General features: G+C 58.7%; 24 protein-coding genes and 3 pseudogenes. 12 read left to right on the forward strand and 15 right to left on the reverse strand.

Annotation, left to right across the window (positions count from 1 at the left end; all coding sequences use genetic code 11):
- From AC0L2A_RS05885 to AC0L2A_RS05895, 3 genes are read left to right on the forward strand one after another with little or no spacing between them, the layout of a single operon-like run.
- Positions 1-1,104 carry a glycosyltransferase family 2 protein gene (locus tag AC0L2A_RS05885; protein WP_287238576.1) on the forward strand — a complete coding sequence of 368 codons (1,104 nt, stop codon included), beginning with the start codon at positions 1-3 and terminating at the stop codon, positions 1,102-1,104.
- Between the two features lie 46 nt (positions 1,105-1,150).
- Positions 1,151-2,167 (forward strand): glycosyltransferase family 2 protein, encoded by a 1,017-nt coding sequence (locus AC0L2A_RS05890; protein WP_473607875.1) that lies wholly within the window; start codon positions 1,151-1,153, stop codon positions 2,165-2,167.
- Positions 2,167-3,951 (forward strand): ABC transporter ATP-binding protein, encoded by a 1,785-nt coding sequence (locus tag AC0L2A_RS05895; RefSeq protein WP_473607874.1) that lies wholly within the window; start codon positions 2,167-2,169, stop codon positions 3,949-3,951. Before AC0L2A_RS05890 ends, AC0L2A_RS05895 begins: the two co-directional genes overlap by 1 nt.
- 241 nt (positions 3,952-4,192) lie before the next feature.
- Here the strand turns inward: AC0L2A_RS05895 and AC0L2A_RS05900 are convergent.
- Positions 4,193-5,002: pseudogene (locus AC0L2A_RS05900) on the reverse strand (ATP-dependent metallopeptidase FtsH/Yme1/Tma family protein); the annotation flags it as partial.
- A gap of 662 nt (positions 5,003-5,664) precedes the next feature.
- Positions 5,665-5,886 (reverse strand): hypothetical protein, encoded by a 222-nt coding sequence (locus AC0L2A_RS05905; protein ID WP_473607873.1) that lies wholly within the window; start codon positions 5,884-5,886, stop codon positions 5,665-5,667.
- Positions 5,887-6,355: 469 nt separating this feature from the next.
- Between AC0L2A_RS05905 and AC0L2A_RS05910 the strand changes: the two genes are divergently transcribed.
- The 3 genes and pseudogenes from AC0L2A_RS05910 to AC0L2A_RS05920 form a co-directional block, all read left to right on the forward strand.
- Positions 6,356-7,564, forward strand: a complete 1,209-nt coding sequence (locus tag AC0L2A_RS05910; RefSeq protein WP_473607947.1) for a polysaccharide pyruvyl transferase family protein — start codon at positions 6,356-6,358, stop codon at positions 7,562-7,564.
- A 13-nt stretch (positions 7,565-7,577) separates the two neighbouring features.
- Positions 7,578-7,967 (forward strand): hypothetical protein, encoded by a 390-nt coding sequence (locus AC0L2A_RS05915; RefSeq protein WP_473607870.1) that lies wholly within the window; start codon positions 7,578-7,580, stop codon positions 7,965-7,967.
- Between the two features lie 252 nt (positions 7,968-8,219).
- A pseudogene (locus AC0L2A_RS05920) lies at positions 8,220-8,532 on the forward strand (glycosyltransferase family 2 protein); the annotation flags it as partial.
- 37 nt (positions 8,533-8,569) lie between these two features.
- On the opposite strand, the gene ftsH reads toward AC0L2A_RS05920, so the two are convergent.
- The 11 genes and pseudogenes from ftsH to AC0L2A_RS05975 all read right to left on the reverse strand — a co-directional run bounded on the left by ftsH (position 8,570) and on the right by AC0L2A_RS05975 (position 19,080).
- Positions 8,570-10,480, reverse strand: coding sequence for an ATP-dependent zinc metalloprotease FtsH (gene ftsH / locus AC0L2A_RS05925; protein WP_473607869.1), 1,911 nt, complete (start codon positions 10,478-10,480; stop codon positions 8,570-8,572).
- A 239-nt stretch (positions 10,481-10,719) separates the two neighbouring features.
- Entirely contained in the window at positions 10,720-11,232 is a 513-nt protein-coding gene (locus tag AC0L2A_RS05930) for a GFA family protein (protein ID WP_473607867.1), read from the reverse strand.
- A 95-nt stretch (positions 11,233-11,327) separates the two neighbouring features.
- Positions 11,328-11,780 (reverse strand): annotated as a pseudogene (locus AC0L2A_RS05935) (imine reductase family protein); the annotation flags it as partial.
- A complete protein-coding gene (locus AC0L2A_RS05940; RefSeq protein ID WP_473607866.1) occupies positions 11,719-12,141 on the reverse strand; it encodes an NAD(P)-binding domain-containing protein in 423 nt (140 codons plus the stop codon). The pseudogene AC0L2A_RS05935 and the gene AC0L2A_RS05940, both read right to left, overlap by 62 nt.
- A 110-nt stretch (positions 12,142-12,251) precedes the next feature.
- Positions 12,252-13,982 (reverse strand): ABC transporter ATP-binding protein, encoded by a 1,731-nt coding sequence (locus tag AC0L2A_RS05945; protein WP_473607865.1) that lies wholly within the window; start codon positions 13,980-13,982, stop codon positions 12,252-12,254.
- A gap of 44 nt (positions 13,983-14,026) precedes the next feature.
- Entirely contained in the window at positions 14,027-15,139 is a 1,113-nt protein-coding gene (locus AC0L2A_RS05950; RefSeq protein WP_353842965.1) for a glycosyltransferase family 2 protein, read from the reverse strand.
- 191 nt (positions 15,140-15,330) lie between these two features.
- Positions 15,331-16,239 (reverse strand): glycosyltransferase family 2 protein, encoded by a 909-nt coding sequence (locus AC0L2A_RS05955; protein WP_287292327.1) that lies wholly within the window; start codon positions 16,237-16,239, stop codon positions 15,331-15,333.
- A 37-nt stretch (positions 16,240-16,276) separates the two neighbouring features.
- Positions 16,277-17,233: a glycosyltransferase family 2 protein gene (locus AC0L2A_RS05960; protein WP_473607863.1), complete on the reverse strand. Its 957-nt coding sequence runs from the start codon at positions 17,231-17,233 to the stop codon at positions 16,277-16,279.
- Positions 17,234-17,486: 253 nt separating this feature from the next.
- Entirely contained in the window at positions 17,487-18,017 is a 531-nt protein-coding gene (locus AC0L2A_RS05965) for a class I SAM-dependent methyltransferase (RefSeq protein ID WP_473607862.1), read from the reverse strand.
- Between the two features lie 269 nt (positions 18,018-18,286).
- On the reverse strand, positions 18,287-18,619 hold the full coding sequence (locus tag AC0L2A_RS05970; RefSeq protein WP_473607861.1) for a hypothetical protein: 333 nt from the start codon (positions 18,617-18,619) through the stop codon (positions 18,287-18,289).
- A 167-nt stretch (positions 18,620-18,786) separates the two neighbouring features.
- The gene (locus AC0L2A_RS05975; protein WP_473607940.1) at positions 18,787-19,080 is read right to left on the reverse strand and encodes a glycosyltransferase; all 294 of its coding nucleotides are present in this window, start codon (positions 19,078-19,080) and stop codon (positions 18,787-18,789) included.
- A 136-nt stretch (positions 19,081-19,216) separates the two neighbouring features.
- Between AC0L2A_RS05975 and AC0L2A_RS05980 the strand changes: the two genes are divergently transcribed.
- The 3 genes from AC0L2A_RS05980 (at position 19,217) to AC0L2A_RS05990 (ending at position 21,992) form a co-directional block, all read left to right on the forward strand.
- Positions 19,217-19,849: a winged helix-turn-helix transcriptional regulator gene (locus tag AC0L2A_RS05980; RefSeq protein ID WP_473607859.1), complete on the forward strand. Its 633-nt coding sequence runs from the start codon at positions 19,217-19,219 to the stop codon at positions 19,847-19,849.
- A gap of 81 nt (positions 19,850-19,930) precedes the next feature.
- Positions 19,931-20,119 (forward strand): hypothetical protein, encoded by a 189-nt coding sequence (locus AC0L2A_RS05985; RefSeq protein ID WP_023799140.1) that lies wholly within the window; start codon positions 19,931-19,933, stop codon positions 20,117-20,119.
- Positions 20,120-20,492: 373 nt separating this feature from the next.
- On the forward strand, positions 20,493-21,992 hold the full coding sequence (locus tag AC0L2A_RS05990) for a thiol-disulfide oxidoreductase (RefSeq protein WP_473607858.1): 1,500 nt from the start codon (positions 20,493-20,495) through the stop codon (positions 21,990-21,992).
- Between the two features lie 191 nt (positions 21,993-22,183).
- Here the strand turns inward: AC0L2A_RS05990 and AC0L2A_RS05995 are convergent, their stop codons facing one another.
- Both AC0L2A_RS05995 and AC0L2A_RS06000 read right to left on the reverse strand, forming a co-directional pair.
- Positions 22,184-22,585 (reverse strand): DCC1-like thiol-disulfide oxidoreductase family protein, encoded by a 402-nt coding sequence (locus tag AC0L2A_RS05995; protein WP_236377303.1) that lies wholly within the window; start codon positions 22,583-22,585, stop codon positions 22,184-22,186.
- The gene (locus AC0L2A_RS06000; protein ID WP_473607856.1) at positions 22,582-22,734 is read right to left on the reverse strand and encodes a hypothetical protein; all 153 of its coding nucleotides are present in this window, start codon (positions 22,732-22,734) and stop codon (positions 22,582-22,584) included. Before AC0L2A_RS06000 ends, AC0L2A_RS05995 begins: the two co-directional genes overlap by 4 nt.
- A 287-nt stretch (positions 22,735-23,021) precedes the next feature.
- Between AC0L2A_RS06000 and AC0L2A_RS06005 the strand changes: the two genes are divergently transcribed.
- From AC0L2A_RS06005 to AC0L2A_RS06015, 3 genes are all read left to right on the forward strand, one after another.
- Complete coding sequence (locus AC0L2A_RS06005; protein WP_473607855.1) at positions 23,022-23,258, forward strand: hypothetical protein; 237 nt, start codon at positions 23,022-23,024, stop codon at positions 23,256-23,258.
- A gap of 264 nt (positions 23,259-23,522) precedes the next feature.
- Positions 23,523-24,191: a class I SAM-dependent methyltransferase gene (locus AC0L2A_RS06010; RefSeq protein WP_473607854.1), complete on the forward strand. Its 669-nt coding sequence runs from the start codon at positions 23,523-23,525 to the stop codon at positions 24,189-24,191.
- Positions 24,192-24,195: 4 nt separating this feature from the next.
- On the forward strand, positions 24,196-25,188 hold the full coding sequence (locus AC0L2A_RS06015; protein WP_473607852.1) for a polysaccharide deacetylase family protein: 993 nt from the start codon (positions 24,196-24,198) through the stop codon (positions 25,186-25,188).
- Positions 25,189-25,281 lie beyond the last annotated feature (93 nt).

Below are 25,281 nucleotides of genomic sequence, written 5' to 3' on the forward strand. Positions count from 1 at the left end.
ATGGCTGCTCCCTTGGTGTCCGTTCTGCTGCCGATCTATAATGCCGGACCTTATCTGGCTGCCGCGCTCGCCAGCATCCTGCGGCAGGATTACGATCGCCTGGAGATCATCGCGACCGATGACGGATCGACGGATAATTCCCTGCAGATCCTGCAGAATTTCCGCAGATCTGACAACCGCATCTCCATCGTCTCACGCGAAAACCGGGGCCTCATCGCAACCCTGAATGAAGGGCTGGCGGTGGCTCGGGGTGATCTGGTCGCCAGGATGGACGCCGACGATATCGCCTATCCCTGGCGCCTATCGCGTCAGGTCGCACTCTTCAACCAGCGGCCCGACCTCGCCCTGTGCGGCGCAGGTGTCGATTTCCTGCTTGGCAAACGCATCGTCAAAGGCCTGCCTGATCCAGTTCTTCAGGAAAATATCTTGGGCATATTATCAATGTTCTTCACGATATTCATGCATCCTACGGTAGTTTTTAATAGGAACGCCATAAAGGACGGCGATCTATATTACAACGAGAGCTATACCCATGCCGAAGATTTCGATCTCTTCAGACGGCTCACCGACCGTTACCCGGCGGCTATGATCCCCGAAAACCTGATCGCCTATCGTATCCATGGCGACAGCGTGACGAACCGGCACAAGCGGGAGCTGCGAAGGACGCATTTGAAGATCGTGGCCGAAACCCTTGAGCGGGAAGGCCTCGCGCCAAACGCGCGGGACCTCCGCGACATCGGTGATACTGCCTCAATGGACACGGTCCGCCGTGCCGCCGATTGGATGCTTGCGCTGCAGGAGAGGATTTCCGGACTGCCGGCGGAAACGAGGCCGAGCTATGAGGCCGGCACGCTGAACCTGTTTTATTTCCTCTACCAACTCGTAGGCGATGAGATGCAACCGCTGTTGACGCATGAGTTCCTGACGCGGACTGCCAAATGGGACCGCATTCGGCGTCGCGAGCGGTACGCATTGCGTGCCGGCGCCTACGCGCCGCGGTTCAGTCTCGTCTCGATGTCGGCGACCAGGCAGGTAGACGCCTTGTCGCGGTACTTGCAATCCGTGCCGGCCGCGGCGGTTCTGCCTTCCCTTGGGTCGAGCTAGAATGACAGTCAAATCCCACCAGCCTCTGGAGCACAGTCGCTCGAGTATGCTTGCGCCCATTTCGGCCGATCCCCGGCCGCAGCACGGCCCGGCGCCGGAGGTCAGCTTCATCGTCTGCACGCGCAACCGCGTTGCGGTGCTCGAGCCTTGCATCAAGTCGATCCAGGCCGCGTGCCGTGCCCATCCTGCCTTCGCGGCCGAACTCGTGGTTGTCGACAACGGCTCGACTGACCGCACGGCAGAACGCCTGGCCAGCATCGCCGAACTGTCGGACATGCCATTTACGGCTGTTTGCGAGCCACGACGCGGATTGGCGGCGGCCCGCAACGCCGGTCTGGCGCGCGCACGGGGCCGTGTGCTGGTCTTCGTCGATGATGATTGCCAGGTCCATGGCGACTACCTCAGTGATTTGCAGCGACACTATGGGACCGGGGAACGGGTCGTCCGGGGAGGCCGCGTCGAGATCGGCGATGCCAGGGATCTGCCGTTCACGATCAAGCGATCGCTGGTCCGCGAGCGGCTTACATCGGATGTTCATCCCGGCGGCTTTGTGCTCGGCTGCAACATGACGATGCACCGCGATGCTGCTGCCCGTATCGGCCTTTTCGACGAGCGGTTCGGCGCAGGCGGCCCGCTGCGCTCCGCGGAAGATACGGACTATCTTGTGCGAGCGGTGCTGCTCGGAATCCCGGTCGAATATGTGCCCGACATGACGATTTTCCACCATCACGGCCGGCGAGATCACAAGGCGATCGAAAAGCTCCACCGCGACTACTGCCTGGGCAATGGCGGGCTGTGCCTGAAACATGTTCGCCATGCGCCTTGGCTGCTTCGCCATTTCTACTGGGCCGTGCGATCGGCTTTCCGGGAATTGGTGAAGGGGCCTCGGTTCGATTGCGAACTCAAGCTGTCGCACTGGCCGATCGTCGTCATGAATCTGCTCGGCGCGGCCAAGTTCGCGGTTCTCTCGTTGGCGAGACGGCCAGAGGCGCCGCAAGTGCGGCAGGATCAACAAGCACAGCATCAACAGGCAAATGCCGAGGCGAGGGTGAATACGCCATAATGCGACTGGTACCGCCGAGCCTGCCGATGCTGCGCCGCGCGCTTGGAAGGAAGCAACTGCGGCTGCTTCCTGCCGTGGTGATGCTGGGTCTTGTCAGCGCGGCTCTTGAAGGCTTCGGCATAGGCCTGATCATCCCCTTGCTGGGCATCATCATGGGCCAGGGGGATCAAACCGGAATGGCCGGCTTTTCTGCCGTGCTCCAGCATTTCGGATCTGACCTGAGCGAGCGCGAACGGCTGATCGTCATTTCGGCCGCCATTCTCGGCTCGATCGTCCTGAAGAACGTCTTCGCCTTCGCAAACACGCTGCTGACGACCTTAATCTATGGCAAGGCCAGCCATTCGATCCGCAGCGCACTGTCGGAGCAGTTGCTGCGGGTCGGTTATCCATTCTTCCTGCAGCAAAGTCCCGGACGGCTGCTCAACATCATCTCCAACGAATCCTGGCGGGCATCGGATGCGATCCAGATCATGCTGACGGCCATCGTCAGCGCATCGGCCGCAATCATTCTGCTGGCTTTTCTGCTGCTGCTTTCATGGCAGATGACACTGTTGGTCACGCTGGGGTTGGTCGTCGTTCAGATCGCGCACGCCGTGCTGTCAGCCAATTTGAAGGCGCCCAGCCGCAGCGTCGCCTCGCGCAACAGCGATCTTGCATCGCAGATGCTCCACCTCGTGCATGCCGGGCGTCTGATCCGCATTTTCGGACAGGAGAGCCGCGAGAAGGCGACGTTCGATCAGGCGTCGGACGCGGTTCGCCGGGCTGCTTTCGTCCTGCTTACGCGTCAGGGCGCGTTGCCGCCGCTGACCGAGATTCTCCACGCGATGCTGTTTCTGGCGGTAGTGATCGGAGCCTGGTTCGTGGGCGTGAGTTTCCCGCTGATCGTCGCGTTCGTCATCCTGCTCTACAGGCTGCAGCCGTATATGCGGGCCTTGCAAATGGCCTGGAGCCAGCTGCAAGGCTTGAGCGGATCGCTTGAAGAGGTGGTCTGGATGCTGGACCCGACCGACAAGCCCGAACCTCCGCGAGGACACCGACCGTTCCAGGGCTTGGCGCAAGGGATCAAGTTCGATGACGTGACCTTTACCTATTCCGGCAAGGACCAGCGTGCGGTGGTGCTGCATTCGGCGGCATTCGAGATCCGCAGCGGCCGCTCGACGGCGCTCATCGGCCGCTCAGGCGCAGGCAAGACGACGATCGTCAATCTCCTGTGCCGCTTCGTCGAGCCTGATGCCGGTAGAATTCTCGTCGATGGATCACCCCTCGACCAGATCGATCCCAGCCACTGGCGAAGGCATATCGCACTTGCCAGCCAGGATTTGGAACTGGTGGATGGCACCATTTTTGAGAACATAATCTACGGGCAGGACGCAGCCTCGGCCGGCGACGCCCAGCGTGCTGCAAAGCTGGCCGAAGCGCATGAATTCATTGAACATCTGCCGCAAGGCTACCAGACGGTCGTCGGCTACAGGGGCGTCAATCTTTCAGCCGGACAGCGGCAGCGGATCGCACTGGCGAGAGCATTGGTGCGCGATCCCGATATCCTCATCCTGGACGAAGCTACCAATGCGGTGGACGGACTGTCGGAAGCGGCAATTGTCGAGACCTTGAAGTCGAGGGCAGGCCGCCGCACGACCATAGTGATCAGTCATCATCACAGCACCATCTCATTCTGCGACGACGTGGTGATCCTCAGCGGCGGTCGCGTGAAAAAGCAGGCGCCTTTCGCAGCTCTGGCGACGCTCAGCATGGATGAGCTTTACCAGCATGAATCAATAGATTGATGAGGGATTGCGATTCTGCTTGCCGCGGTCGCCTTCCCGCCGCAGGCAGTATCTCTGATGTGGGGCTGCGGTTTTTCGGCAGTCGACTCCGGACCACGTCGGGACAGGAAGGCCGTCACTCGGCCCGGCGCGAAAAATTTGTCGCCGCAGCCTTGCCTCGCCGTATCGGTCGCTTCCCTGATTGCGGTTCGGATGCCGCTGTGCGATCCGGTGTCGCGACGTTTCCGACGAGCGATGCGAGCTAGGCCTCGCTGAGCGTCTCGATCTCGAGCAGCTTGCGCGCCGTCTTTTCCAGCAGGTCCCGTCGCCCGGTGAGGAGGCCGACGGTTCGCGAAAAAGCTGTGTCGACGATGCCGCGAACCTCCTCGTCGATAGCTTCGGCGGTGGCCTCGCCGTAATCGTGATCGCGCGGACCGCCGGCAAGTGGGTTGGGGCTCAGGAAGGAGCGCTGGTCCTTTTCCAGCGCCACATGGCCGAGCTTTTCCGACATGCCGTAACGCGTCACCATGGCGCGGGCGATATCGGTCACTTTGGCCAGGTCGTCGGCGGCCCCCGTGGACAGATGCCCGAACACGATCCACTCGGCCGCCCTGCCGCCGAGCAGCACCGCCATCTTGTTCTCCAGTTCCTCGCGGGTCATGAGGAAGCGGTCCTCGGTCGGCCGCTGGATCGTGTAGCCCAACGCGCCGACGCCGCGCGGGATGATCGATACCTTGTGCACGGGGTCCACTCCGGGCAGCGCCATGGCTATCAAGGCATGGCCCATTTCGTGATAGGCGACGACCTCGCGTTCCCTCGGGTTCAACAGCCGGTTGCGCTTCTCGAGCCCGGCCACGATGCGCTCGACCGCATTGTTGAAATCGTCCATCGTGACGACATCGGCCCTCCGGCGCGTGGCGAGCAGGGTTGCCTCATTGACCAGATTGGCAAGGTCGGCGCCGGTAAAAACCGGCGTCAGCGCGGCAACCTTCTCGGGATCGACGTCCGCCGCCAGCTTCGCCTTCTTCATGTGGACCTGGAGTATCTGGACGCGGCCTTGCTTGTCCGGCCGGGATCCGGAACGCGGCGCGGATCCGCCGCGCCCCGAGGCAATATTAGTTCCCCCTGAACAGGCGCATCAACCAACGCTGTCATGATCGCTTCGCTCCCGATACGCGCGGTTTTCCGGGTACTTGGTGTCGATGGAATGCGAAATGTGACGAGTTGCGGAGGGAGAGGACCTGAAATCCAACCTTCTCCGCGGATCCGCGATCACCTTCGTAGTCGGGGTGTTCGGCTGATGCCGTTCAGTCGACGTGTTCAATCTGCGGACCTGGGTCAACCGGCTGAGCCGGCGTGCAACCTTGCCCCTAGCCTGCCAGCGCCTCTACCTGACGGCGATGAAAAGCATCGGGCTGATGGCTGGGGTGGGCCATCAGCCTGCCTCACCAGATACCACACTCGCCGCCTAGCCTGCCTTGGCCTCGCCTTCCCGGCAATCATGCTGCTGGAGGCCAATTCCCGACGAAGAGCGATTTTGGGCCACCGGAGTGCCGGTGAAAGGGCCGTTGCTCAGAATTGACCTCCAGGAGGCACATTCTGGTGTAGGGATGGCGGCCGGCTCTGAATGGCCAGAGCGGACAGGTCACCGTCTCGCAGAGCTTTACCTCGTCCAGATGCTGGCCTGAGCAGTCCAGGCACTCTCGTCGAATCGCTTCGACCGGGCTCATTGGCTTATGGCCGGCAAGGCCAGCAGCATCGCGAGTCGGTGGCCAAACCCGGGCAAGCTCCCTCCTGGTCATGCCACTCCTCCAGCTCTGCCGCAGCGATCTCGGCGAAGGTCGGTTCGTCGCCCTCCAGCACTGCTGCCTGGCCGGTGAAGTCCTGCCAACGCAGCACCGCGACATCGACATAGGCTGCGTTCAGTTCGATCGCGTGACAGCAGCGGCCGGTCACGAAGGCGTCCTTCGCGATCGAGGAAGAAGCGGATCGCCCAGATTTGCTTTTGTGTGAAAGGCCGCTTCGTGCCTACTGACTTTCCGGCATTCCAAGCAGCGCGTCCTTGAATTGCAGGATCGTATTGAGAGTAACCCATTTCCGTTCTCCTTGGCGTTGATTGGCCGATGGAGAAACGAACAATGCCCGAGCTACAGCTCTGGGGTAGATTTGGGGCCGGTAGCAGACCCGCCGCTTCTGGCCTCGAATATCAAGAGCGGATCTTCAGGTCGGCGCAAGCATCATCGTGATCTGATCCAAGCAGACGTGTCAGTAAAATCCGGCGTCGCGCAAATGGGCTCGATTGCCTCAGACGTTGTGCTAACCTTCGGTCCCCACTCGGATCTAGGGGAAAAGGATGCCCTTTAATCATCGCCCAATCCAGATACTCGTAGAGCCGAGCGACTATGTGCTGCGTAATATCGGTGACATGGCGATGCTCTATGCTGCCACGGAGCGGCTTGCGCGGCTGTGCGACAATTCGACGATCAACGTTCTGACTGACGATCCGGACGCCCTTCGCCGCTTCTGTCCCTTTGCCACCCCCCTGTCCGCCGAAGGGCGCGCCCTATGGCTCAAGCCTGATTTCAGGCCGGCCAAGTTGAAGCGGTTCGTGCCCAAGCACTGGCCCGATCGCATTCGCCGACACGCGCCGAGGCTCGTTTCTCTGTTCTGGCGCCTTAAGTTTAGGCACATGCCGGATGCGCGCGCGGCACTTCTTCGCTTCACCGATGCTGTGGACAGGGCAGACCTTGTGCTTGTAAGTGGAATGGGCGGAATCACAGACGCTTTCCCAGAATATGCCCTGTCGGTACTCGAAACTCTGAATCTCGCGCTTGCAAGGAAAGGACGGCCGGTGGTCATGGTCGGCCAGGGGATGGGCCCGCTTGCCAATGCCGAGCTGAAAGCGCGTGCATCGGCCATATTGCCAAGGCTCCACTTGATCGCGCTTCGCGAAACGCGAGCCGGGCTTCCTCTGCTCGCGGAGCTGGGTGTTTCCAAGGACAGGATCTGCGCAACCGGCGATGACGCCATCGAAATGGCGCATGAGATGCGAGTGGATGAGCTTGGCACCGGCATTGGCGTCAATCTACGTCTTTCCTCCTATTCAGGAGTATCAGCGGATATTCTCGAAGGGCTGCGACATGTCTTAGGCGCCACATCGGATTCGCTCGAGGCACCCTTGATCGCCGTTCCAGTCTCATGGGTGCCTGGCGAAGCGGACATCGACGCAATTCGTGGACTGATGCCCACCGATGAGACCGAGCTGAACCGGGCACTCGCGATCCGCACACCGATCGACCTCATTCGGCAAATCCAGCGCTGTCGGGTCGTAGTCACTGGCAGCTACCACGCCGGCGTTTTCGCGTTGGCCAACGGTATCCCGACGATCGGGCTAGCCAGATCCGACTACTATGTCGACAAGTTCCTTGGCCTCGCCGATATGTTCGGCACGGGCTGCGAGATGGTGGCACTCGATCATCCGAACTCTGCCGAGAAGCTTCGATCGGCGCTCCGGCGCCTGTGGGAAGAGGCGCCCGCTATTCGCCCGGCGATATTGGCCAGGGCCGAAGCTCAAATCGCTGCCGGCCATACCGCTTACCGTCGCATTCGCGACGCGATCGGGGACCAAGGCTGAATCAGGGGCCGCCATGCTGGAATACAACAGTTGGTCGACAAGACTAAAAGCGCTCAGATGCAAGCTGTTCGGAAAGACCGACTTTGAGCGGTGGACCGATGCATCGGAATTCGAGGACTGGGAGGAAAGGACGAAAATCATTGCCCGGTTAGTGCTACCTGGGGCGAGGGTGATCGAGTTTGGCCTGGGAATGGGCAAGCTTCAACGTCATGTCGACCCAAGCTGCCAATACACCCCGTCCCCTCGGCATCGCCGTGGGGCGTGCGAACCAGCGCCGCGGTTCGTGAAGACTGTCGAGCAGGGCGCCGGGCGGGATTGCCTCGACGGGCTCGACCCCGATCCCGTCGAAGGCCTTCAACTCGGAGGCGCGAAGGCGAGCCCCTCTCCGAGCCGCGCCACGTAGAGCGGCTTGATGCCGCGCGTGGGTCGCGCGCCGCGATGATCCGCTCCGGCGTCGCCAGCACGAAAGCGAACATGCCATCAAGGCGGGTCAACCATCGCAGATCGGGGCGAATTCGAGGCAAATGATATCGGTCATTCAGCCTGGCCTATCGTAGCTGACGGGTTCGGACCTTGACGAAGCAATGCCAAATCCGAAAAACAGACAAGGATCGGTCGCGTAACGCTGCCTTATTGGTCAACCGGCGCCGCCGCGCGGCGCCGAATGGCGGCGGCCCGCAACGCCGGCCGGGCGCGTGCGAGAGGCCGTGCCGGTCTTCGTTGTTGATGATTGCCAGGTCCTCGGCGACTATCTCAGTGATTGGCAGCGACACTATGCCACTGGGAACGGGTCACCTGGGAGGCCGCGTCCAGATTGGCGATGCCAGCGATCTGCCGTTCACGATCAAACGGTCGCCGGTCCGCGAGCGACTGACCCTGATGTCCATCCCGGCGGCTTTGTCCTGGGCTGCAACATGACGATGTACGGCGATCTTGCAGCCCGTATCGGGCTTTTGGACGAGCGGTGGTTGGGACCTGGGGACCACGTTGGGACGAGGAAGGTCATCACTCGGCCGGGCGCGAGACGTTTGTCGCCGCAGCCTTGCCTCGTCGTACCGGTCGCTTCCCCGATTGCGGATCGGATGCCTCCGTTGTCGCACGATCCGGTGCCGAGAGGTTTCCGACGAGCGATGCAAGTTCAGCCTCGCTGAGCGTCTCGATTTCGAGCAGCTTGCGCGCCGTCTTTTCCAGCAGATCCCGTCGCTCGGTGAGCAGGCCGACGGTTCGCGCGAAAGCTGTGTCGACGATGCTGCGAACTTCCGCGTCGATAGCTTCGGCGGTGGCCTCGCCGTAATCGTGCTCGCACGGACCGCCGGCGAGTGGGTTGGGACTCAGGAAGGAGCGCTGGTCCTTTTCCAGCGCCACTTGGCCGAGCTTTTCCGACATGCCATAACGCGTAACCATGGCGCGGGCGATATCGGTCACTTTGGCCAGGTCATCGGCGGCCCCCGTCGACAGATGCCCGAACACGATCTGCTCGGCCGCTCTGCCGCCGAGCAGCACCGCCATCTTGTTCTCCAGTTCCTCGCGAGTCATGAGGAATCGGTCCTCGGTCGGCCGCTGGATCGTGTAGCCCAACGCGCCGACGCCGCGTGGGATGATCGATACTTTGTGCACCGGGTCGACGCCGGGCAGCGCCATGGCTACCAGAGCATGGCCCATTTCGTGATAGGCGACGACCTCACGTTCCCTCGGGTTCAACAGCCGGTTGCGCTTCTCGAGCCCCGCCACGATGCGCTCGACCGCATTGTTGAAATCGTCCATCGTCACGACATCTGCCTTCCGGCGCGTGGCAAGCAGGGTCGCCTCGTTGACCAGATTGGCGAGGTCGGCGCCGGTAAAGCCCGGCGTCAGCGCGGCAACTTTCTCGGCCTCGACATCCGCTGCCAGCTTCGCCTTCTTCATGTGGACCTGGAGTATCTGGACGCGGCCTTGCTTGTCCGGGCGGTCGACCAGCACCTGCCGATCGAAACGGCCGGCGCGAAGCAGTGCCGGGTCAAGGATTTCCGGGCGGTTCGTCGCGGCGAGCAGCACGACGCCGATCTTCGGATCGAAACCGTCGAGCTCAACCAGGAGTTGATTGAGCGTCTGCTCCTTTTCGTCGTGGCCGCCCATCATCGGGCTCGCACCGCGGGCGCGGCCCAGCGCGTCGAGCTCGTCGATGAAGATGATCGCTGGGGCCTTGGCGCGTGCCTGTTCGAACAGGTCGCGCACACGGGCGGCGCCGACGCCTACGAACATCTCGACGAATTCTGAGCCCGAGATCGAGAAGAACGGAACTTTTGCCTCGCCTGCAACGGCTTTCGCCAGCAGTGTCTTGCCGGTGCCGGGCGGTCCGACCAGCAGCACGCCCTTGGGAATGCGCCCGCCAAGACGGCCGTATTCCTGCGGGCTTTTCAAAAAATCCACGATTTCCTGCAACTCGGCCTTGGCTTCATCGACACCCGCCACGTCCTCGAATCTGACCCCGGTATTGGCCTCGACATAGACCCTGGCCTTGCTCCTGCCGATTTGCATCAAACCGCCACCCATTCGCCTCATCAGCAGCATCCACAAGCCGAAGAAGACGAGGATCGGGACGATCCAGGAGAGCAGGTCGCTCAGGAAGGTGCTTTCGATCTGGCCAGTGACGGTGACGCCGTGTTCCTGCAGCTGCCGCGCGAGATTCGGCTCGACGCGCGTGGTGATGAACAGCGGCTTGCCGTCCTGCGGTTCCTTGAAGCGGCCCTGGATGAAGCGATCGGACACCTGCACGTCGGCGATCTTGCCGTCGCGCAGCAGGGTCTCAAACTGGCTGTAGGGAATCTGCGCGATATTCTGCGTGGCAGTGTAGACATATTGGAACATCATCAGCCCGACGAAGGCGACGATCCAGTACCAGATATTGAACTGCGTCTTCCTGTTGCCCATGTCCATGGCGTCTCCTCCAGCGTCATATCGAAGTAGGTCGCCGAACCGCCACCGCCCGCGGGGTGGCGTGGCCAGCCGCGAAGCCGTTATGGCTCCCTCGCTCCAGCAATTGGATTTGCCATTGGAGCCGCGACAATCGGCTTCGGAGCGTGCCTTGGGAGAACGTCGGGGAGCGCAAAGTGTTGCAAGGAGTGCTGCGAGGGAGCCTTGGGATTCGCAGTCGCCCGCGACAGCTATCCGCCCAATCAGGACCGTCTTGAACGGAAATCGATTGCCGAAGGAGACGTTGCCGAACTCACGATGCCGAGCCTGCTGCAAGCCAGGCATCGTTTGGTGATCCGCTCCTCAAGAGGCGGCTGCTTCGGGCACGCCTTCCAAACAAAGCCATCCATGCTTTCTTTGAGGCCATGGAGCATTATCGGGGGTGGGAATTCCCGGTCCTCCAGGCAGCCGACCGATACCGACAGCGCATCCTTGAGCCCTTCTGCCCGCATGAAGACGACCGAGCCGCATGTGGTGCAGAATGTCTGCTCCAGCCATTGTCCCGACGAGCCGGTTCTGCGCCAGGATCTGGTCTCGCCTTTCTGGTCGACGAGGGCAGAACCGGCGTAGATGGCCCGGTACGAGAACGCCGTTCCGGTGCAGCGCTGGCACTCCATGCGACTGCACGCATAGACGCGTCGCGGCTCGCCGGCGAGGACAAGTTCCACGCTCCGGCATGAGCAGGTTGCGGTTCGCTTTGTGTTGCCGCTATGCATTCCGCTGTCTCCCGGCTGTGGCGCGACGAGCCATTTCGAAACAGGGGTGCCAGAGATGCACAATCATCTTCTATGCGCCCGAGCGAAAGCGCCTGTCGAAAGATCATATCCATGGCGCGCGGCATAGCCGCGTCGAGCCCTCGCTCCTCGCATGCCTCAAGCAGATGCTGGAAGGCGCTGTAGTGGGCGCCCAACGACGCCAGCGTCGCGTCGTCGCCGGCAAAACGGCGTGCATTCGTTCTATCCACCAGGTCGAACAGAGCGGCATCGACAACAGGCTTGAATCCGGAAAGATGGTTCCTGAACGTCGCCAGGTCGAGACCTTCGGTCTCGGCGACGGCCATGCCCTGGAGTGCTCCGAAGAGCCCGCCCCACATCTGCGTGAGCAGAGCGGTATCAAGCGCTGAGGCTTGACCCGGCAGTTCCCCGACATAGCTCGTGGCGCCGCCGAGTGCGAAAAGCAGGGGCTTGTGCTTCTCGTAAACGTCACGGGAACCCGAATAATGCAGTGCGGTCTCTGATTTGCCGATAAAGTCCGGAGTGGCCATGATCGCTCCGTCCAGATAGCCGGCACCATGCGCTTCCACCCAGCCGGGCTTCTTCCCGCGCCAGACGCGGTGAGCCGGAGGTGAGTTGCACGACGGCTTTGCCGGCCAATGCCGAAGCGATGCCAACCCGCTTCAGCAAAGCGTCGCTGGCGGCATAGTCGAGAACATTGATGATCACGACGTCGGCCGCTCGGATCCTATCCTCCACTGAAGGGGCTACCTTCGCGCCAAGGGCCGCCAATGGATCGCACTTTGCCGCGGTCCGATTCCAGACCCATGTTGGATAGCCGCGATCGAGCAGCGTTCGAGCAATGGACGAGCCCATTCGGCCCGCGCCGAGCACGCAGACATTCGATGTCATAATTACTTCTCCGATAGACTGATGGCCCTTTCGACGAGGGTCCGTTTTATGTTCGGCGCGCTCGATCGGAAGATATAAATTCTCGCTGCGTTCAAGAACTCCAATACCTGTTAGCGCGAAGCGCCGGCATGCTCCAACTTCCACATGTGGTAGAACGAGCTGTCTTCGTCGCTGAGCAATTCTCTAGGAGACCCCTGTTCAATAACTCGGCCCTGATGCAGAACAATAACATGATCGGCAGACTGTATCGTGCTGAGACGGTGTGCGATGACAACGATCGTCCTTTTGCCCCTTAGCTCGTCTATGCTAGTCTCTATTGCTGTTTGCAAAGCAGCGTCTAAGGCGCTTGTCGCCTCATCCAGGATCAAGATTTCTGAGTTTTTTCTCAATGCTCGGGCAATAGCGATTCTCTGTCGCTGACCTACTGAAAAACGGTGACCTCGCCTACGGACTGGAGTATCAAGCCCATCCGGAAGGAGGGCAACAAACTCGTGAACCTGCGCAGCCCGCGCGGCATCTTGCACGCTGTCGCGATCCCAATCTTCTGCTCCATAGCTTATCACATCTAAAATAGTGTCCCCAAGAAGTTCAGCGTCCTGCCCGGCAAATGCGATCCGCTCTCTCCAGTCTGTTAATCTAATGGAACGAACATCTACCTCATCGACCAACATCGTACCCCGGGTGGGGTCAAAAAAACGGCACAACAGAGCTGCCACAGTACTTTTTCCAGATCCAGAAGAGCCGACGAATGCAGTCAGACGGTTCTTCACTATTTCAAAACTTGCGTCACAAATAGCTGCCGTGTCGCTACCCACGTAGGTGAAGCTCACGTTCTCAAATCGAATGCTCCTGGCCAGCCCACTGAATGCCCGTGACCCGCTTGATTCCTCCGGCTTTTGAAGCACGTCCCTGATATGATCCAGCGTCGGCAAAGCTCGGGACAATTCGACTCGCACATGATTCAGCATTCGAACGTGAGGCTGCAGTCGGTACAGAAGGACGAGAAAGGCGACTAGCGTACCCGCGGGGATACCCATGCTCCAGGAATAAGCTACGATAACCAAAAGGAGCGGCGCAAAAAGAACTTCTGTAATGGGGCCTATTATCGCGGCAGCTTTTTCCACGTCAACTGACGCTGCACGATCACGCGCTGCTATATTAGCGAATCTTCTAAACTCCCGCTTCTCTCGAGAAAATAGTTTAATTACCTTTAGAGCCTCCAACGTTTCGATCAGCCTCGATGAGAGCTCTGCGCTGGTTTCTTTTGCGATAGCGGCTCGACGCCTCACTCTCCTAGTAAGAATGATAGTAACAACACCAATGAGCGCTAAACCAGCTAGGGAGACTACAGTCAGTCGCGGAGACAGAAGAAATAGAATTACGCAAAATGCAGTAATGGAGAACAGGCTAACTAATCCTTTCGCTACTGCAACCACGAACTCACCTGCGAGCCACGTCTCTCCCTGGACGATGTTGAACATTCGGCCAGAACTGCTACTGCTGACAAACTGAAAATCGGCGCGAAGCAAACTGTCAAATAGTGACGCACGCAGGTCTAAAACAATCTTTTTGCTGATAATTAGCGCAACAAAAGAATATAAGTATTGAATAGCAGCCTTGCTTGCGAACAGGAGTAATACACCAAATAGCAATGATAGTAAAACGGTTGTCTGATTAGCTGCCGGCCAAATATCCGTTGCGCGACCAAGTAAAGGGAATACTACAGCCACATCGGGCGATCGAAACAGGTAGGATATAAGCGGAACGAGTATCGCAACCCCGATGCCCTCAACCGCAGCAGAAGCTACGCCGAGCATGACCAGTGTTGGGAATGCCCACAAGTGTGGTCTCAGAAAGGATCTTAGGAAATATGCGTAGGCGTGGTTCACGATGTCGGTACCACGCCAGCAACGGCCAATCGTGCGGCTACCGCCCGGCGTCGGTCGTGCCTATCCGGAATACGCGGTTCAGTCTGCAATCCCTCCTCCGGCGATATTTCATGAAAATGGCGGATATGCTGTCTCTTGCTTTTGACGGAGTGATCTGAAGACGTCCAGCCGAACCAATCTTTCAGTCGGCGCGAAATCCCTCGCGTCAACGATCGCGCTATTCTCAAATTTAATGCGGATTGAGGATCGATCAATATCGTTCTCGCTAGAAGCGCCAGGCCTTGACGAAACTTCCCTTCACGCAGCGACCCCTCTGCTAGCCAGCTAGCGTTCTCGCCCACCGCCCAGCGGAAGAGAAAGGCCGGGAGTTCGGGGTGCCGATTCCGTACTTCGCGCAGGACAATCTGCCGCGATTTAAACATTTTGAAGATATTGCTAGACATACTGCCATCCGAGAGGCGGTACCCCATGAGATAGGAATCGACTATTCGTACCGTGTATCGCTCCGAGATGGCGAGAAACGCCCTTGTGTCCTCTGCCCCTTGTGCTCCCCTGGCCCGAAGACTGGGATCAAATCCTCCTATCTCCAGCAGGCATTTCCGCCTTACCAATACCGCGCTGCCCCCGCCCATGAAATTGAACAAAACGAGCAATGGGTAAACGTACCCCTCATAGGGTGGGAAGTGTGGGCTATTTATAATCGCTCCATCGGAATCGACCTCTCGGTACCTGCAGTAGACTATACCAATGTCGGCGCCCCCGCGCTGCATGACCTCCATCTGCTTAGAAATCTTTTCACGGTGCCAGAGGTCATCCGCGTCGAGGAAAGCAACGTAATCGCCTTGCGCAGACGCGATCCCGGCATTCCGGGCGACAGCGACGCCTCCATTCGCCTGATGTATCAATCGCACTCGCTTGTCGCGAGCAGCACACTCACGCACGACGCTGGCGGTGGCGTCCGTCGACCCATCATCAACCACGATGATCTCAATTGAGGGCCATGTCTGCTCCGCTGCGCATCGAACAGCGTTTTCTACGAACCCACAGCCATTATGGACCGGTATCACCACGGATACTAGCGCAGCGGATTCATCACTCAGATTGGCCATGGATCAACCGCACCTGAATCTAGTGGTGATAGTTTGCTGCCATCTTGGTGACATCAGCGTTCAGGAAATTCAAATCCAAAACCACACTACAATTCACTGGCTTCCCTGCCCTGGTATTGGTTTAGAAGCTCCGACCTAGCAAATCAGTCGCCTGCGAGAGGCGCGGCACCTGACGCCACCTGCTCAGCACGTCAATGGGGTCCCCGGGGATAACCTAGTGATGATGCTATCAGATCGATGTAAGCAGCCGGCGCGTGCTGGCCAGCCCACGCAAGGGTCAGAATTGCGCTCCTGAATTTCCCGCTTCTGTTTAGATCCCGCACAGCTGCCTTGATCATTTGCCTACCGTACAATCTTTTCCAAAAGCCTATGCCGTCTCTATAAGCTGCTTTATAGGATCGGTCGCTGCCGGTGTGCATCTTTTGGCGCCTTAAAACCAACAATGCGCTCCGCAGCATCTTTTGGTAATTACGTGACATGTTATAGTCGTGCTGGCGGTACTCGGCAACTATTTCGCTGTACACTTCGATCGGGTACTTTCGAGCAAGGCGCAGGTAAACGTCATAATCTTCGCAGGCTTCCAATCCCGGATCGAAACCTCCCTCCCGAACCAGGATAGAGCGATCGTAGAGTACCGTACCGTGCATCGCGATAAAATTGCCCCTAAGAAATCCTTTATAAGGATCGCCTTCGTATGCGGGCGACCGTTCCCACAGGGCAACTCTATCCAGCGACACCCCACGGTGCCCGCCACATACAAACGCGTATCCAGCCCGCGTGATGAGTGCGGCCACGCCCAGCTCGACTGCATTGGGCAACAGAATATCATCGGCGTCTAAAAACGTCACGTAGGCACCAGTCGACTTAAGCAACCCGGCGTTGCGCGCTGACGGCAATCCGGCGTTCCTCTGGTGAAGAACAATGGCATGTTCTAACTTGTTCGCCACCTCAAGCGAGTTGTCAGTCGACCCATCGTCAACCACCAGTATCTCGACATTTCGATAGGTTTGCCGTCGAGCACTGTGAAAGGCATCTTGCAAAAAGGTGCCGTGGTTGAAGCATGTGATAACAATACTAACGAGTGGATCCCGCTCGCCCACGGTAAGCTTCCTCTCTATCTCTAGACGCACCTCGTATTCACGGCGCGCTCGAGCTCGTCAGACTGCTGTACGCGCGGGTCAACGTTCTCGCGACTCGACCCATTACTGGGTGCCGATACCGCCAAAGTGCGCGCTGAAGTTTTCTCCACTCGTTTGATTGCTCCATCCCAACAGATATCATATGACCTTCCAACCAAACGAGAAACTGGTGCCGGCACTTATGAAACTCACCTTCTTGGCGTACGATTTGGCTGCTCGACGTAGACCTCTGTCTGTAATAGTCGCAACAGGCGCTGGAAACGTAAACAGGCGTCGAGGTGTATACCTTCGCCAGGAACACTTGGTCTGTGAATACCCGTTTGAATTCATCGTTCCAACCCCCAATTCGGTCGACAACATCCGATCTCACCAGCACAGAATTCATCGACGGCGACGCGCCTTCGCCCAAAGGGTACAACGCTGAGAGCAGAGCAGGAGGCCGCGCCAAGCTGTTCTGAGGTGCACCGACGAGCACAAACTCATCTTTGTCTTTGTCTTCAGCGCGACCCGTCCACCGATGCCAATATACCGTCGACCCAACCACCATACCGGCTTCTGCTATCATTTCAAAAATTGATAATTGTTGCTCCAGTCGATCTGGAAGCCAAACGTCATCGGCATCCAAGTATGCAATGTACTCGCCTGACGAATGTTCGCGCCCTAGATTGCGCGATGAACTCGCCCCCAGATTTCGATGCCCGAAATGCTCTAAGTATCGAATTTTACCCGGCGACTGCTCCGCGTAACGTTTGGCGACGTCTGTGCTCTCATCTGTAGAGCCGTCGTCAATAAGGGCTAATTCCCAATTTGTGTAAGTTTGATCCAACACGCTCTCGACTGCCTCCTGTAAGAAGGAACCTGCGTTTAGAAACGGGGTTATGATCGAGACCAGGGGACGATGCGATTCCACCAAGTACTTCCGTTCCTGTTTGGCAAGTGGCGTTATGCTCGACATTTCTGAAGTGCCTCAATCCTGGAGAGGGTCCAATACCCGAATGCGGGGTAGTATCCCGTTGGCAGTCCAGGAAAAGCAGGCTAACCATTATAGCAAGTTGGTGTGGTCTCCTCAACTAGGCGTGCAGTGGGTGCCAAGGATTGGAGGTGGAGCGAAGCGGAACCGAAGTGTTACCCCGCGATACCTCAGGTGACCGCTATCTGAACCCATGCCCCCGAAATAGGAGGCCGCCTGCGAGCAAGTTGACCAGATATCACTGACGTCTTTGCGGATGCTTTCGGATTGCAGCAAGCACCGCGCCGTCATCCAAGCTACATTCAACAGAACCTACCGCGGCCAGCGCGTCAGTGGCATCGACCGACTCCCCGCCCGGTCCAGGCCCTCTGATAACGAAATGTCCTTTCTCACATGTGAAGTCCCACTTGTGCAGCTGCTTGTACGATTTCGTCTTTCCTTCGTTTTCAGCATGATAAAGCACGACGAAACCATCATGTTTTGTGACCGAGAGCATTTGTTGTATTGCCTTGAGTGGACTAGCCGTGTGATCTATACAATTCTGTCCATGCACGATGTCGAAACTGTTATCTCCAAATTGGCTGCTAAGGTTTTCGGCGTCACCAAAGACTGTTCGCACAAGAGGTTGGATCCCAAAATCCCTCAGAACTTGATCATATTCTGATGCCAACAGGTCAGTTGCAGTAATCACCTCTTTCGAGGCATGCACTTTGCCGAGCTTCGTTAAGGGGCCAGCGCCCACATCGAGTATGCAAACTGGGTTGGTCATCAACCTGTCGACATATCGACCAACGTGATCCTGAATTGGTAAATTGGGGTCAAGAGACGTTGCTTGTAGTCCTCTGGCCAGAATGATCCCTGAGTGGAGAACCAGTGTCTCCAAAACAGAACTTCGTCGCTGAGCTGTTGGGATCGGCTGTCTCCCTCCAGCCAGCGCAGGATATTTCGTCCGAGCCGCCGAGCCCTAGTCAACACCGATGTCGATCTTCTCAGAAACTGTTCTCTAGCCATGACGGGACTCCTCGCGGTGAAGAGGGTTTACGGTCCGCTCTGGTCGCGTTTAGGCGTTGCTCGCCATCGCCACGGCGTAAGCCCCTCCGGAAGCCAGGTCAAGTGCAACAAACAGGTGGGACATTGCGTTCCGCCGACTTCGAGGTCCGGCTGCGGCCTCAGCCCTGCTTCCTCGTAGCTCCACCCGACCAAGTCCATCGCCTTCTCGCGCAGGCCGGCCTCGACCGGAGACGTCGGTTCCGGCCACGGTTCCGTCGACTCGCCGCCGCAGATCGCGATCCGGTAGGGTTCGCCGCTGCCCGAGTGCATCAATTGGCTGACGTTGATCTGGTAGCCATAGCCGCAGGCGTGTCGGTCCACTCCGTCCACGAGATCCTTTATCGAAAAGACGACATTGCGACCTCGGCAACCTCGTTCGAAATCTCGCTGCCCGCAATGGACTTGATGGCGTAGCAGACGACATTGACTGCAGGCGCGATGCCCGACACTTGGATCAACGGCCGCCAAACAAGACAAACTGTGCAGCCCTATAAGCTTCCGCTCGACGGCATCCGCTTTTCGATTTCCTTTAATATGTTGGTTGCGCGTGCGATGCGGCTATGCTTGGCCAGAAAGTCCGTCTTCGCCTGCAGCCCAATCTGATCCCGAAACACCTTGTTTTCGCGCAGGCGCTGAAGGGCTTTGACCCAGTCCGACAAGTTGTCTGGGGACACCAGAAGGCTGTTAACTCTATCCCTCAAAACTTCACGGATAACTGGCAGGTCGGAGGATACTATCGGTTTGCCGTGCGCCATATACTCGAAGATCTTGAGCGGCGACATTCCCTCAGCGATATTTCGACCGCCGCCCTGGCCCTGTACATTTCTGAGATAGGGCGCGAGTACTCAGAACTTCCGTTCGTTCCCTGAGAGTACGCACCTTGAGGTAAGCTATCGCCATCATGACAGGAGCTGCCAAATGAGGCGCAAGGAACCAGACAGCCGCGGTTTTGCTGCCGCGCTGCAGGCCATAGGCGGAAAGTGGAAAACCTCGCTGCTATGGGAACTGCACCTGCGGCCTTACCGCTTTGCCGAACTGCGCCGCTTGTTGGCTGGCGTCAGCGAAAAGGTGCTCACCCAACAATTGCGGCAGATGGAAGCCGACGGGCTGATCAGCCGGCGCGCCTATGACGAGGTGCCGCCTCGCGTGGAATACTCGATCACGCCGCTCGGCTTTAGCCTGAACGATGCGGTGACAGTCATGTCGGCCTGGGGCAAGCACCACGAGGCATGGAAATCGCAGCGTAAAGCGGCCTGGTGCAGGCAGACCCCGGCCTGGGAACCGAGGCCTACGGTGGTAATGGGTTCGTCGCTCTGCCGCGCACGCCCACGGGTGCTTTGGATCAGCAGTTCGGCATCCGCTTCTGTCGAACCGCAACCGACGCCTGCCTGCGCCGATTGCGGGTGCCGGCTTCGACCCGAAGCACCATTCAAGCAAAAACCCGCCCCGGTCTCCGGAGCGGGTCTGTTGCCTGAGGCGGAACTCAACACATGTCCGCAGCCGCAAGGTCGCCTCGCGATGCTGAAGATCTGGTTAACCCGCCATATTTGATTCAAATCCAGCTGTGGATGTTCGCCTTTGGGTAAATCGAAATGGGCCATCCTTGTCCAGCGGCGGGCAAAAGGAGAATCCATGACCAGTGACTTTGCCGCAGCCCACCTCCATCTTGAACGAGCCTGCCACTATTTGCGCGGCGATGACGAGACGAGCAGCGCGGCGCGCGCCGCCCTGGACATCCTGATCGATGCAATCGTCGCAGCCCAGTACAAGCGCCCGCCCGCGGACGTGGTGGAATTTCCCAGAACGGCAAAGCAGCGTTAGTCGGCGAAGCGCGGCGCATCCGCAGGATTAATGCGCCGCTTCAAGTTCTTGTTTCTTGACATGTCGTTGTCTTGATACTGCTGCGCGCCCTCGGGTCAGGCCCGAGGGCATGCCTTGGGTGACATGCAGGTGCGGGCGAAACAAATGGAGCGGGATGGCCAGTTCAAATCAAACGCATACCGCTTTGGGTCCGCCGTACCCTCTCCCAATGGCTGATGCTCGGTAGCAGGAGCTACCGACAACGCCGGATTGACTCTTACTCTGCGCCCGTGCTGATGTTGCAGTGCAACATAGAGCAACGGTTCCGAAGGCGGCAAGTGGTCCCCAGTTGGACGCCAAAGAACCTGCAGGGGAACTTGAGGGGGCTTAACTGGTGTTTATTGGGCAGCCACAGTACTCGAGCACGACGCCGTTATGGAACGTTGGTCTCGGCAAGATCACGAAAGTCAGCGGACGGGACACCACATTTGACGGGTTGTCCGCATTTGCCCCTTTCTGGGCAATGGCGGCGATCTTCAGTATCGCCGGTGATATCTATTCCATGCTTGGCTACAAGGGGCCGCTTTTTGCCGCCCTGAGCTGGTCGGTCGTCCTGTTCAGCCTGCTACTCCTGCTGTACCCGCGGCGAACCGAGCTTTTGATGGGGCTCGTGATGGTATCGCTGGTGCTGTACGCGCTGCGCATGCCGGTCGCTTCGAACAATAAGACGATCACGGCGGTGATGAATGGGGCTATCCTGCTCAGCGCAGCGGTGCTCTATCTACGGGCCGCCGGCCGCGGCGCCGCCCTGGACCGGATGGCCCTTTACCAGCAGATCCGGGTCGTCGCCCGGGCGCTGCTCGCCATCATGTATTTCTACGGCATCTTCCACAAGATCAACACCGATTTCCTCGATCCTTCCGTGAGTTGCGCGGTGGGCCTCTACGCTCCTCTGGCTCGTCCGTTCGGCCTCGAGGACAATCTTTTCGGCCGGTATCTTGCGATCTTCGCAACCTTCGTCATAGAGGCGATCGCGATCGTGTCTCTCTACTGGAAGCGCTATTTCGCCGTGGGATTCATTCTCGCACTCGTCTTCCATTACGTGATTCCGATCTCGGCCTATTCCTGGTACATGGACTTTTCCAGCCTAGTGTTCGCGCTGTATGTGCTGAGCATCCCTACGCCCGCCAGCGAAGCGCTCTATCGCAGCTCGCTGGAGTTTACCAATCCGCTGCGCGAGACGTTCGGCCGGGTCGGGATCTTGCTGCCGGGCGCGGCCATGATGCTGTTGGCGGTCACTCTCGTCATTCTGCTCACCTATGCTTTTCCCGGGCGCTCCTTCGACATGATGGTCCACTCCGTCTGGATCCTCATTTGGGCGGTAGTGGGCGGCGCGGCGATGGTCGTGCTGTCCCATGTGGCCCTGCAGAACCTGCCTTGCCGGACCGTCTCCTCGCCGCGCCAGCCGCTCTGGGTCTATTTGGTGCCGGGCTTGTTCTTCCTCTCCTGCCTGTCACCCTATGTCGGGCTCAAGACGGAGAGTTCCATCAACATGTTCAGCAATCTGCACACGGAAGCCGGCCAGACCAACCATCTGCTCTTTCCGAAGCCACCATACCTGTTCAACTATCAGAACGAGGTGGTGAAGATCGTTGATTCCTCGGAGCCCCATCTGGTCCGGCAGTCGCGGGCGGGCAATTACCACGTCCTCCTCGATGTGAAGAAACAACTGCGCCGGAAGCCCGAGGCTTGGGTGACTTACGTGAAGGATGGCGAGACGATTACCCGCGCCAACGCCTCGACCTTCGCAGGCGAAATGCCCAGCCTCCTCGAACGCAAGCTGCTTGTGTTCAAGTTGGTGGATTTCTCGCGGCCGAAGGCCTGCACCCACTGAACGCCGCTCTCACGAATGAAATTGGTAGATGTCGCCGGGCCGTCGACTTAAGCCATCCATTTCGTCAGGAAATGTCCAAAGCGCGTCGCGCCTGTAAGATTAACGCGCCGCTTTAAGTCCATGGTCGCTATCGCAAAACCGCTGCGCACCCTCGGGTCAGGGCCCGAGGGCATGCTTTTGGGCGACATGCTTTAGCGCCGTTCGAGGTCTGCAGGGATCAGCGAGCGGCCGCGAAGCCTCAGGGTGGCCCGGCGTCCGAGCTTAAGCGCCGGATAGATCAGCCGCGCGGCCGTCCTGTTTGAGAGAATCCTGCGGTTGAGCCAGCCGAAAAACGTCGAAGAGGAACTGAGGATCGCCAGGAGATTGATGGCTTCCTCGCCGTGGTAGACGCGGTCCTCGAAAACGAAGAGCATGCCCTCGTTCAGGTCGAAGCCCTGGCGCTGAAACCCGACAACGCGCGGATCGCCGGAGCGCGCGTCGAGCAGCTCGACAGGACCGACGGCGTCGCGCAGCCGGGCAAAGCGGACATAGCTCTGGCAGAAGATGCAGTCGCCGTCATAGACGATAAGCGCCGTCTTGCCGGGGGACTTCATTGCACCGTCGCGTCCTGACTGGTCTCGATCGGTGCTTCTCCGGAGCCATCGATCGCGCAATTGCTGTAGAACCCGCAGCCGGAAACGACGGGCAGGTTGCTGAAGGCGTCGAAGGCAGCGACGAGCACCAGCCCGACAATGCCGAGCATCAACATTTTCTTGTAGGCGGACAAGTCGCGAAGCATTTTGGTCCTTTGCTGCTTGGTACGGACCTGGTCGATCCGACGTCAAAGCGCGATCGATTTCAACAGCCCGCTGCCTTTCGCAATAACGGTAACCGGTGCCGGTCAACGTTTCCTATCGAAAGGCCTTGAACTGACACATCGGCACTGTCCCGATATTGTGCAGTGCAACAATGCGTGAGGATCGGCGAAAAATCAAGCGGAATGCTGAATTTTAGTCTGCGCGGTCTGGGGTTCAGGGACGCGGCATACGCATGGATTTCAACTCTGGCCATGGCTATTTCCTCATCGGCGGCTTCATCCTGGTCGGTGCCGGGCTCCTGATCCTTTCGCTGATCGTCAATATTCGTGTGGCACACAGCGTGCGCCACGATATGCGCCATCGTGAAAAGCTGCTGGAGTATTATCGCAACATCTTTTCCCAGCTTGGCGTGATCCTGAGAGGCGCGGGGTACTCGCCAGGTTACGAAGGTCTTGCGCCCCGCGACTGACACCCGTAACATGGGGTTGCAATCACGTCGAAAGGTGGTCATGCCGAGTTCGCATCCCTCGGGAGCTAGGTCGATGACCAAGGTACGGTGCTCACCGTTCAGAGGGCAGCAGCCCCAGTAGCGCGAAGCCAAGGCGTGAAACCATTTGGCAGGACCCGACAGTATGTGATGCCTGAGAGCGCCTGGGGAGTTCGCTACGCAAAATGTAGGATATTTGCCCATCGCCTCTTGCCGAAAATCGTCAAGAAACGATTGAGGCGGCTGATGAGATATGACCGACCCGGCGTCGGAAGGGTGCGCTTTGGCGACTTTGAGCGGACCGATCCGATCAGTCGAAATTTCGGGTATGATCGCGGAACACCAATTGATCGTATCTACATCGAAAGATTTCTGGCGGAACACGCGTCAAGCATCCACGGTAGAACGCTTGAAGTCGTGGACGACGACTACACGGCTCGCTTCGGAGGACCGAGAACGACACAGCGTGATATCGTCGACTTGCGCCCTGAAAATACCCGCGCGACGATCGTTGGCGACCTCACGAGCCTGGGCGCAGAATGGAACGATAAGTTCGATGCGATCGTACTGACCCAGACTCTGCATCTCATCTTTGATCTGCAGAAGGCCGTTTCTGCGCTCTTCCGGCTCCTCAAGAGCGGTGGAACCGTACTTGTAACGGTGCCAGGCCTGACGCCCATTGATCATCATCAGGAATATGAAACCTGGTATTGGTCGCTGACGGAAGCTTCCGCTCGCCGATTGTTCTCGGATGTCTTTGGGGCGGACTCGACGCATATTGCTGTCTATGGAAACGTCTGCTCTGCGGTATGCTTTCTCGAAGGTATTGCTGCGGAAGAGCTCAAGCCAGAAATGCTACACGAGCAGGATCATCACTTTCCTGTCACCATCGGGATATGCGCCACAAAGGGCTAATAGAATGGCTTGGACGCTCAAGACAAGGTTGCGCCGCGTTTTACGTCGCTGCGTCTTCAAGCCGGTGATCCTGATGTACCATCGCATCGCTGCAACGGACTTGGACCCGTGGGAACTCGCCGTTTCGCCAACCAATTTCGAGAAGCAGGTGCGGGACCTCGCAAAGACGAGACGTGTGCTGCCGTTGCGCGAACTCGCATCGAGGCACATTGAAGGAAGCCTTCCACCTGACGCTGCAGCCATTACTTTCGACGACGGCTACGCGTGCAATGCCTTAATCGCGGCGCCTGTCCTGGAAACGCTCGGTCTTCCAGCTACGTTCTTTCTGGTAACGTCCATGCTCGGGAAAACCGACGAGTTCTGGAACGATGCTCTCGAACGGGTTATCTTCGATCCTAGGGCCGCAGGACCAGCCTCCATCGTCGTCGCCGGTCGCGATGCTCATGTTGATCTGAGTGAACAGGCCGATGACTACCAATTGGGCCGAGGTTGGCGAGCTATGCATGAGCCGCCCCGAACTGCGCGCGAACAGGCTTATCTCAAGCTTTGGAAGGTTCTGAAGCCGGCCTCTTTTGATGTGCAGTACCAAGCAATCGAATCACTCGCTCGCCAGGTCGGCAGTGACTTGGCACCTCGAACCAGCCACCGACCCATGACAATTGATGAAGCCCGAATGCTCTCGCGAAGGTCGCGCTTGGACATTTCAGGTCACACGGACACCCACGTTTCCCTCCCATTGTGGGATCGGCACATCCAGCTGAAGGAGATCCAAAAAAGCTGCCGGACGTGCGAGGACCTGTCGTCCCGCCCATGCACCACATTCGCCTACCCCTATGGCGACTATTCCGACCTGACCATCGAATGCGCAAAAGAGTCGGGGCTGGTTTGCGCCGTGTCGGCCTACCCCAGACCTGTGGCGAACACGGACCTCCCTCTGGTGCTGCCGCGGATCATGATGACGAACAAGAGCATTGTCGGATATCTGGACGCAAATTGATGCATAAGCCCATGTTCGGCGAGCGCGGTCGCGGGGTCATTGTTCAGCTCGTGATCTGGCCTTCAGTCGGGTCGAGGTCACGCCAGTCTCCAC

Source organism: Mesorhizobium sp. WSM4844 (assembly GCF_055811775.1).

Excerpts from the sequence above, each read along its gene's own strand:
- AC0L2A_RS05985 (WP_023799140.1), top strand. The coding sequence starts at position 19,931 with ATGACCAGTGACTTTGCCGCAGCCCACCTCCATCTTGAACGAGCCTGC.
- AC0L2A_RS05895 (WP_473607874.1), top strand. The coding sequence starts at position 2,167 with ATGCGACTGGTACCGCCGAGCCTGCCGATGCTGCGCCGCGCGCTTGGA.
- AC0L2A_RS06010 (WP_473607854.1), top strand. The coding sequence starts at position 23,523 with ATGAGATATGACCGACCCGGCGTCGGAAGGGTGCGCTTTGGCGACTTT.
- AC0L2A_RS05940 (WP_473607866.1), bottom strand. The coding sequence starts at position 12,141 with ATGACATCGAATGTCTGCGTGCTCGGCGCGGGCCGAATGGGCTCGTCC.
- AC0L2A_RS05890 (WP_473607875.1), top strand. The coding sequence starts at position 1,151 with ATGCTTGCGCCCATTTCGGCCGATCCCCGGCCGCAGCACGGCCCGGCG.
- AC0L2A_RS05930 (WP_473607867.1), bottom strand. The coding sequence starts at position 11,232 with ATGCATAGCGGCAACACAAAGCGAACCGCAACCTGCTCATGCCGGAGC.
- AC0L2A_RS05975 (WP_473607940.1), bottom strand. The coding sequence starts at position 19,080 with ATGTCGCCGCTCAAGATCTTCGAGTATATGGCGCACGGCAAACCGATA.
- AC0L2A_RS05910 (WP_473607947.1), top strand. The coding sequence starts at position 6,356 with ATGGCGATGCTCTATGCTGCCACGGAGCGGCTTGCGCGGCTGTGCGAC.
- ftsH (WP_473607869.1), bottom strand. The coding sequence starts at position 10,480 with ATGGACATGGGCAACAGGAAGACGCAGTTCAATATCTGGTACTGGATC.
- AC0L2A_RS05965 (WP_473607862.1), bottom strand. The coding sequence starts at position 18,017 with ATGACCAACCCAGTTTGCATACTCGATGTGGGCGCTGGCCCCTTAACG.
- AC0L2A_RS05980 (WP_473607859.1), top strand. The coding sequence starts at position 19,217 with ATGAGGCGCAAGGAACCAGACAGCCGCGGTTTTGCTGCCGCGCTGCAG.
- AC0L2A_RS05950 (WP_353842965.1), bottom strand. The coding sequence starts at position 15,139 with ATGGCCAATCTGAGTGATGAATCCGCTGCGCTAGTATCCGTGGTGATA.
- AC0L2A_RS05960 (WP_473607863.1), bottom strand. The coding sequence starts at position 17,233 with ATGTCGAGCATAACGCCACTTGCCAAACAGGAACGGAAGTACTTGGTG.
- AC0L2A_RS06015 (WP_473607852.1), top strand. The coding sequence starts at position 24,196 with ATGGCTTGGACGCTCAAGACAAGGTTGCGCCGCGTTTTACGTCGCTGC.
- AC0L2A_RS06000 (WP_473607856.1), bottom strand. The coding sequence starts at position 22,734 with ATGCTCGGCATTGTCGGGCTGGTGCTCGTCGCTGCCTTCGACGCCTTC.
- AC0L2A_RS05885 (WP_287238576.1), top strand. The coding sequence starts at position 1 with ATGGCTGCTCCCTTGGTGTCCGTTCTGCTGCCGATCTATAATGCCGGA.
- AC0L2A_RS05995 (WP_236377303.1), bottom strand. The coding sequence starts at position 22,585 with ATGAAGTCCCCCGGCAAGACGGCGCTTATCGTCTATGACGGCGACTGC.
- AC0L2A_RS05915 (WP_473607870.1), top strand. The coding sequence starts at position 7,578 with ATGCTGGAATACAACAGTTGGTCGACAAGACTAAAAGCGCTCAGATGC.
- AC0L2A_RS06005 (WP_473607855.1), top strand. The coding sequence starts at position 23,022 with ATGGATTTCAACTCTGGCCATGGCTATTTCCTCATCGGCGGCTTCATC.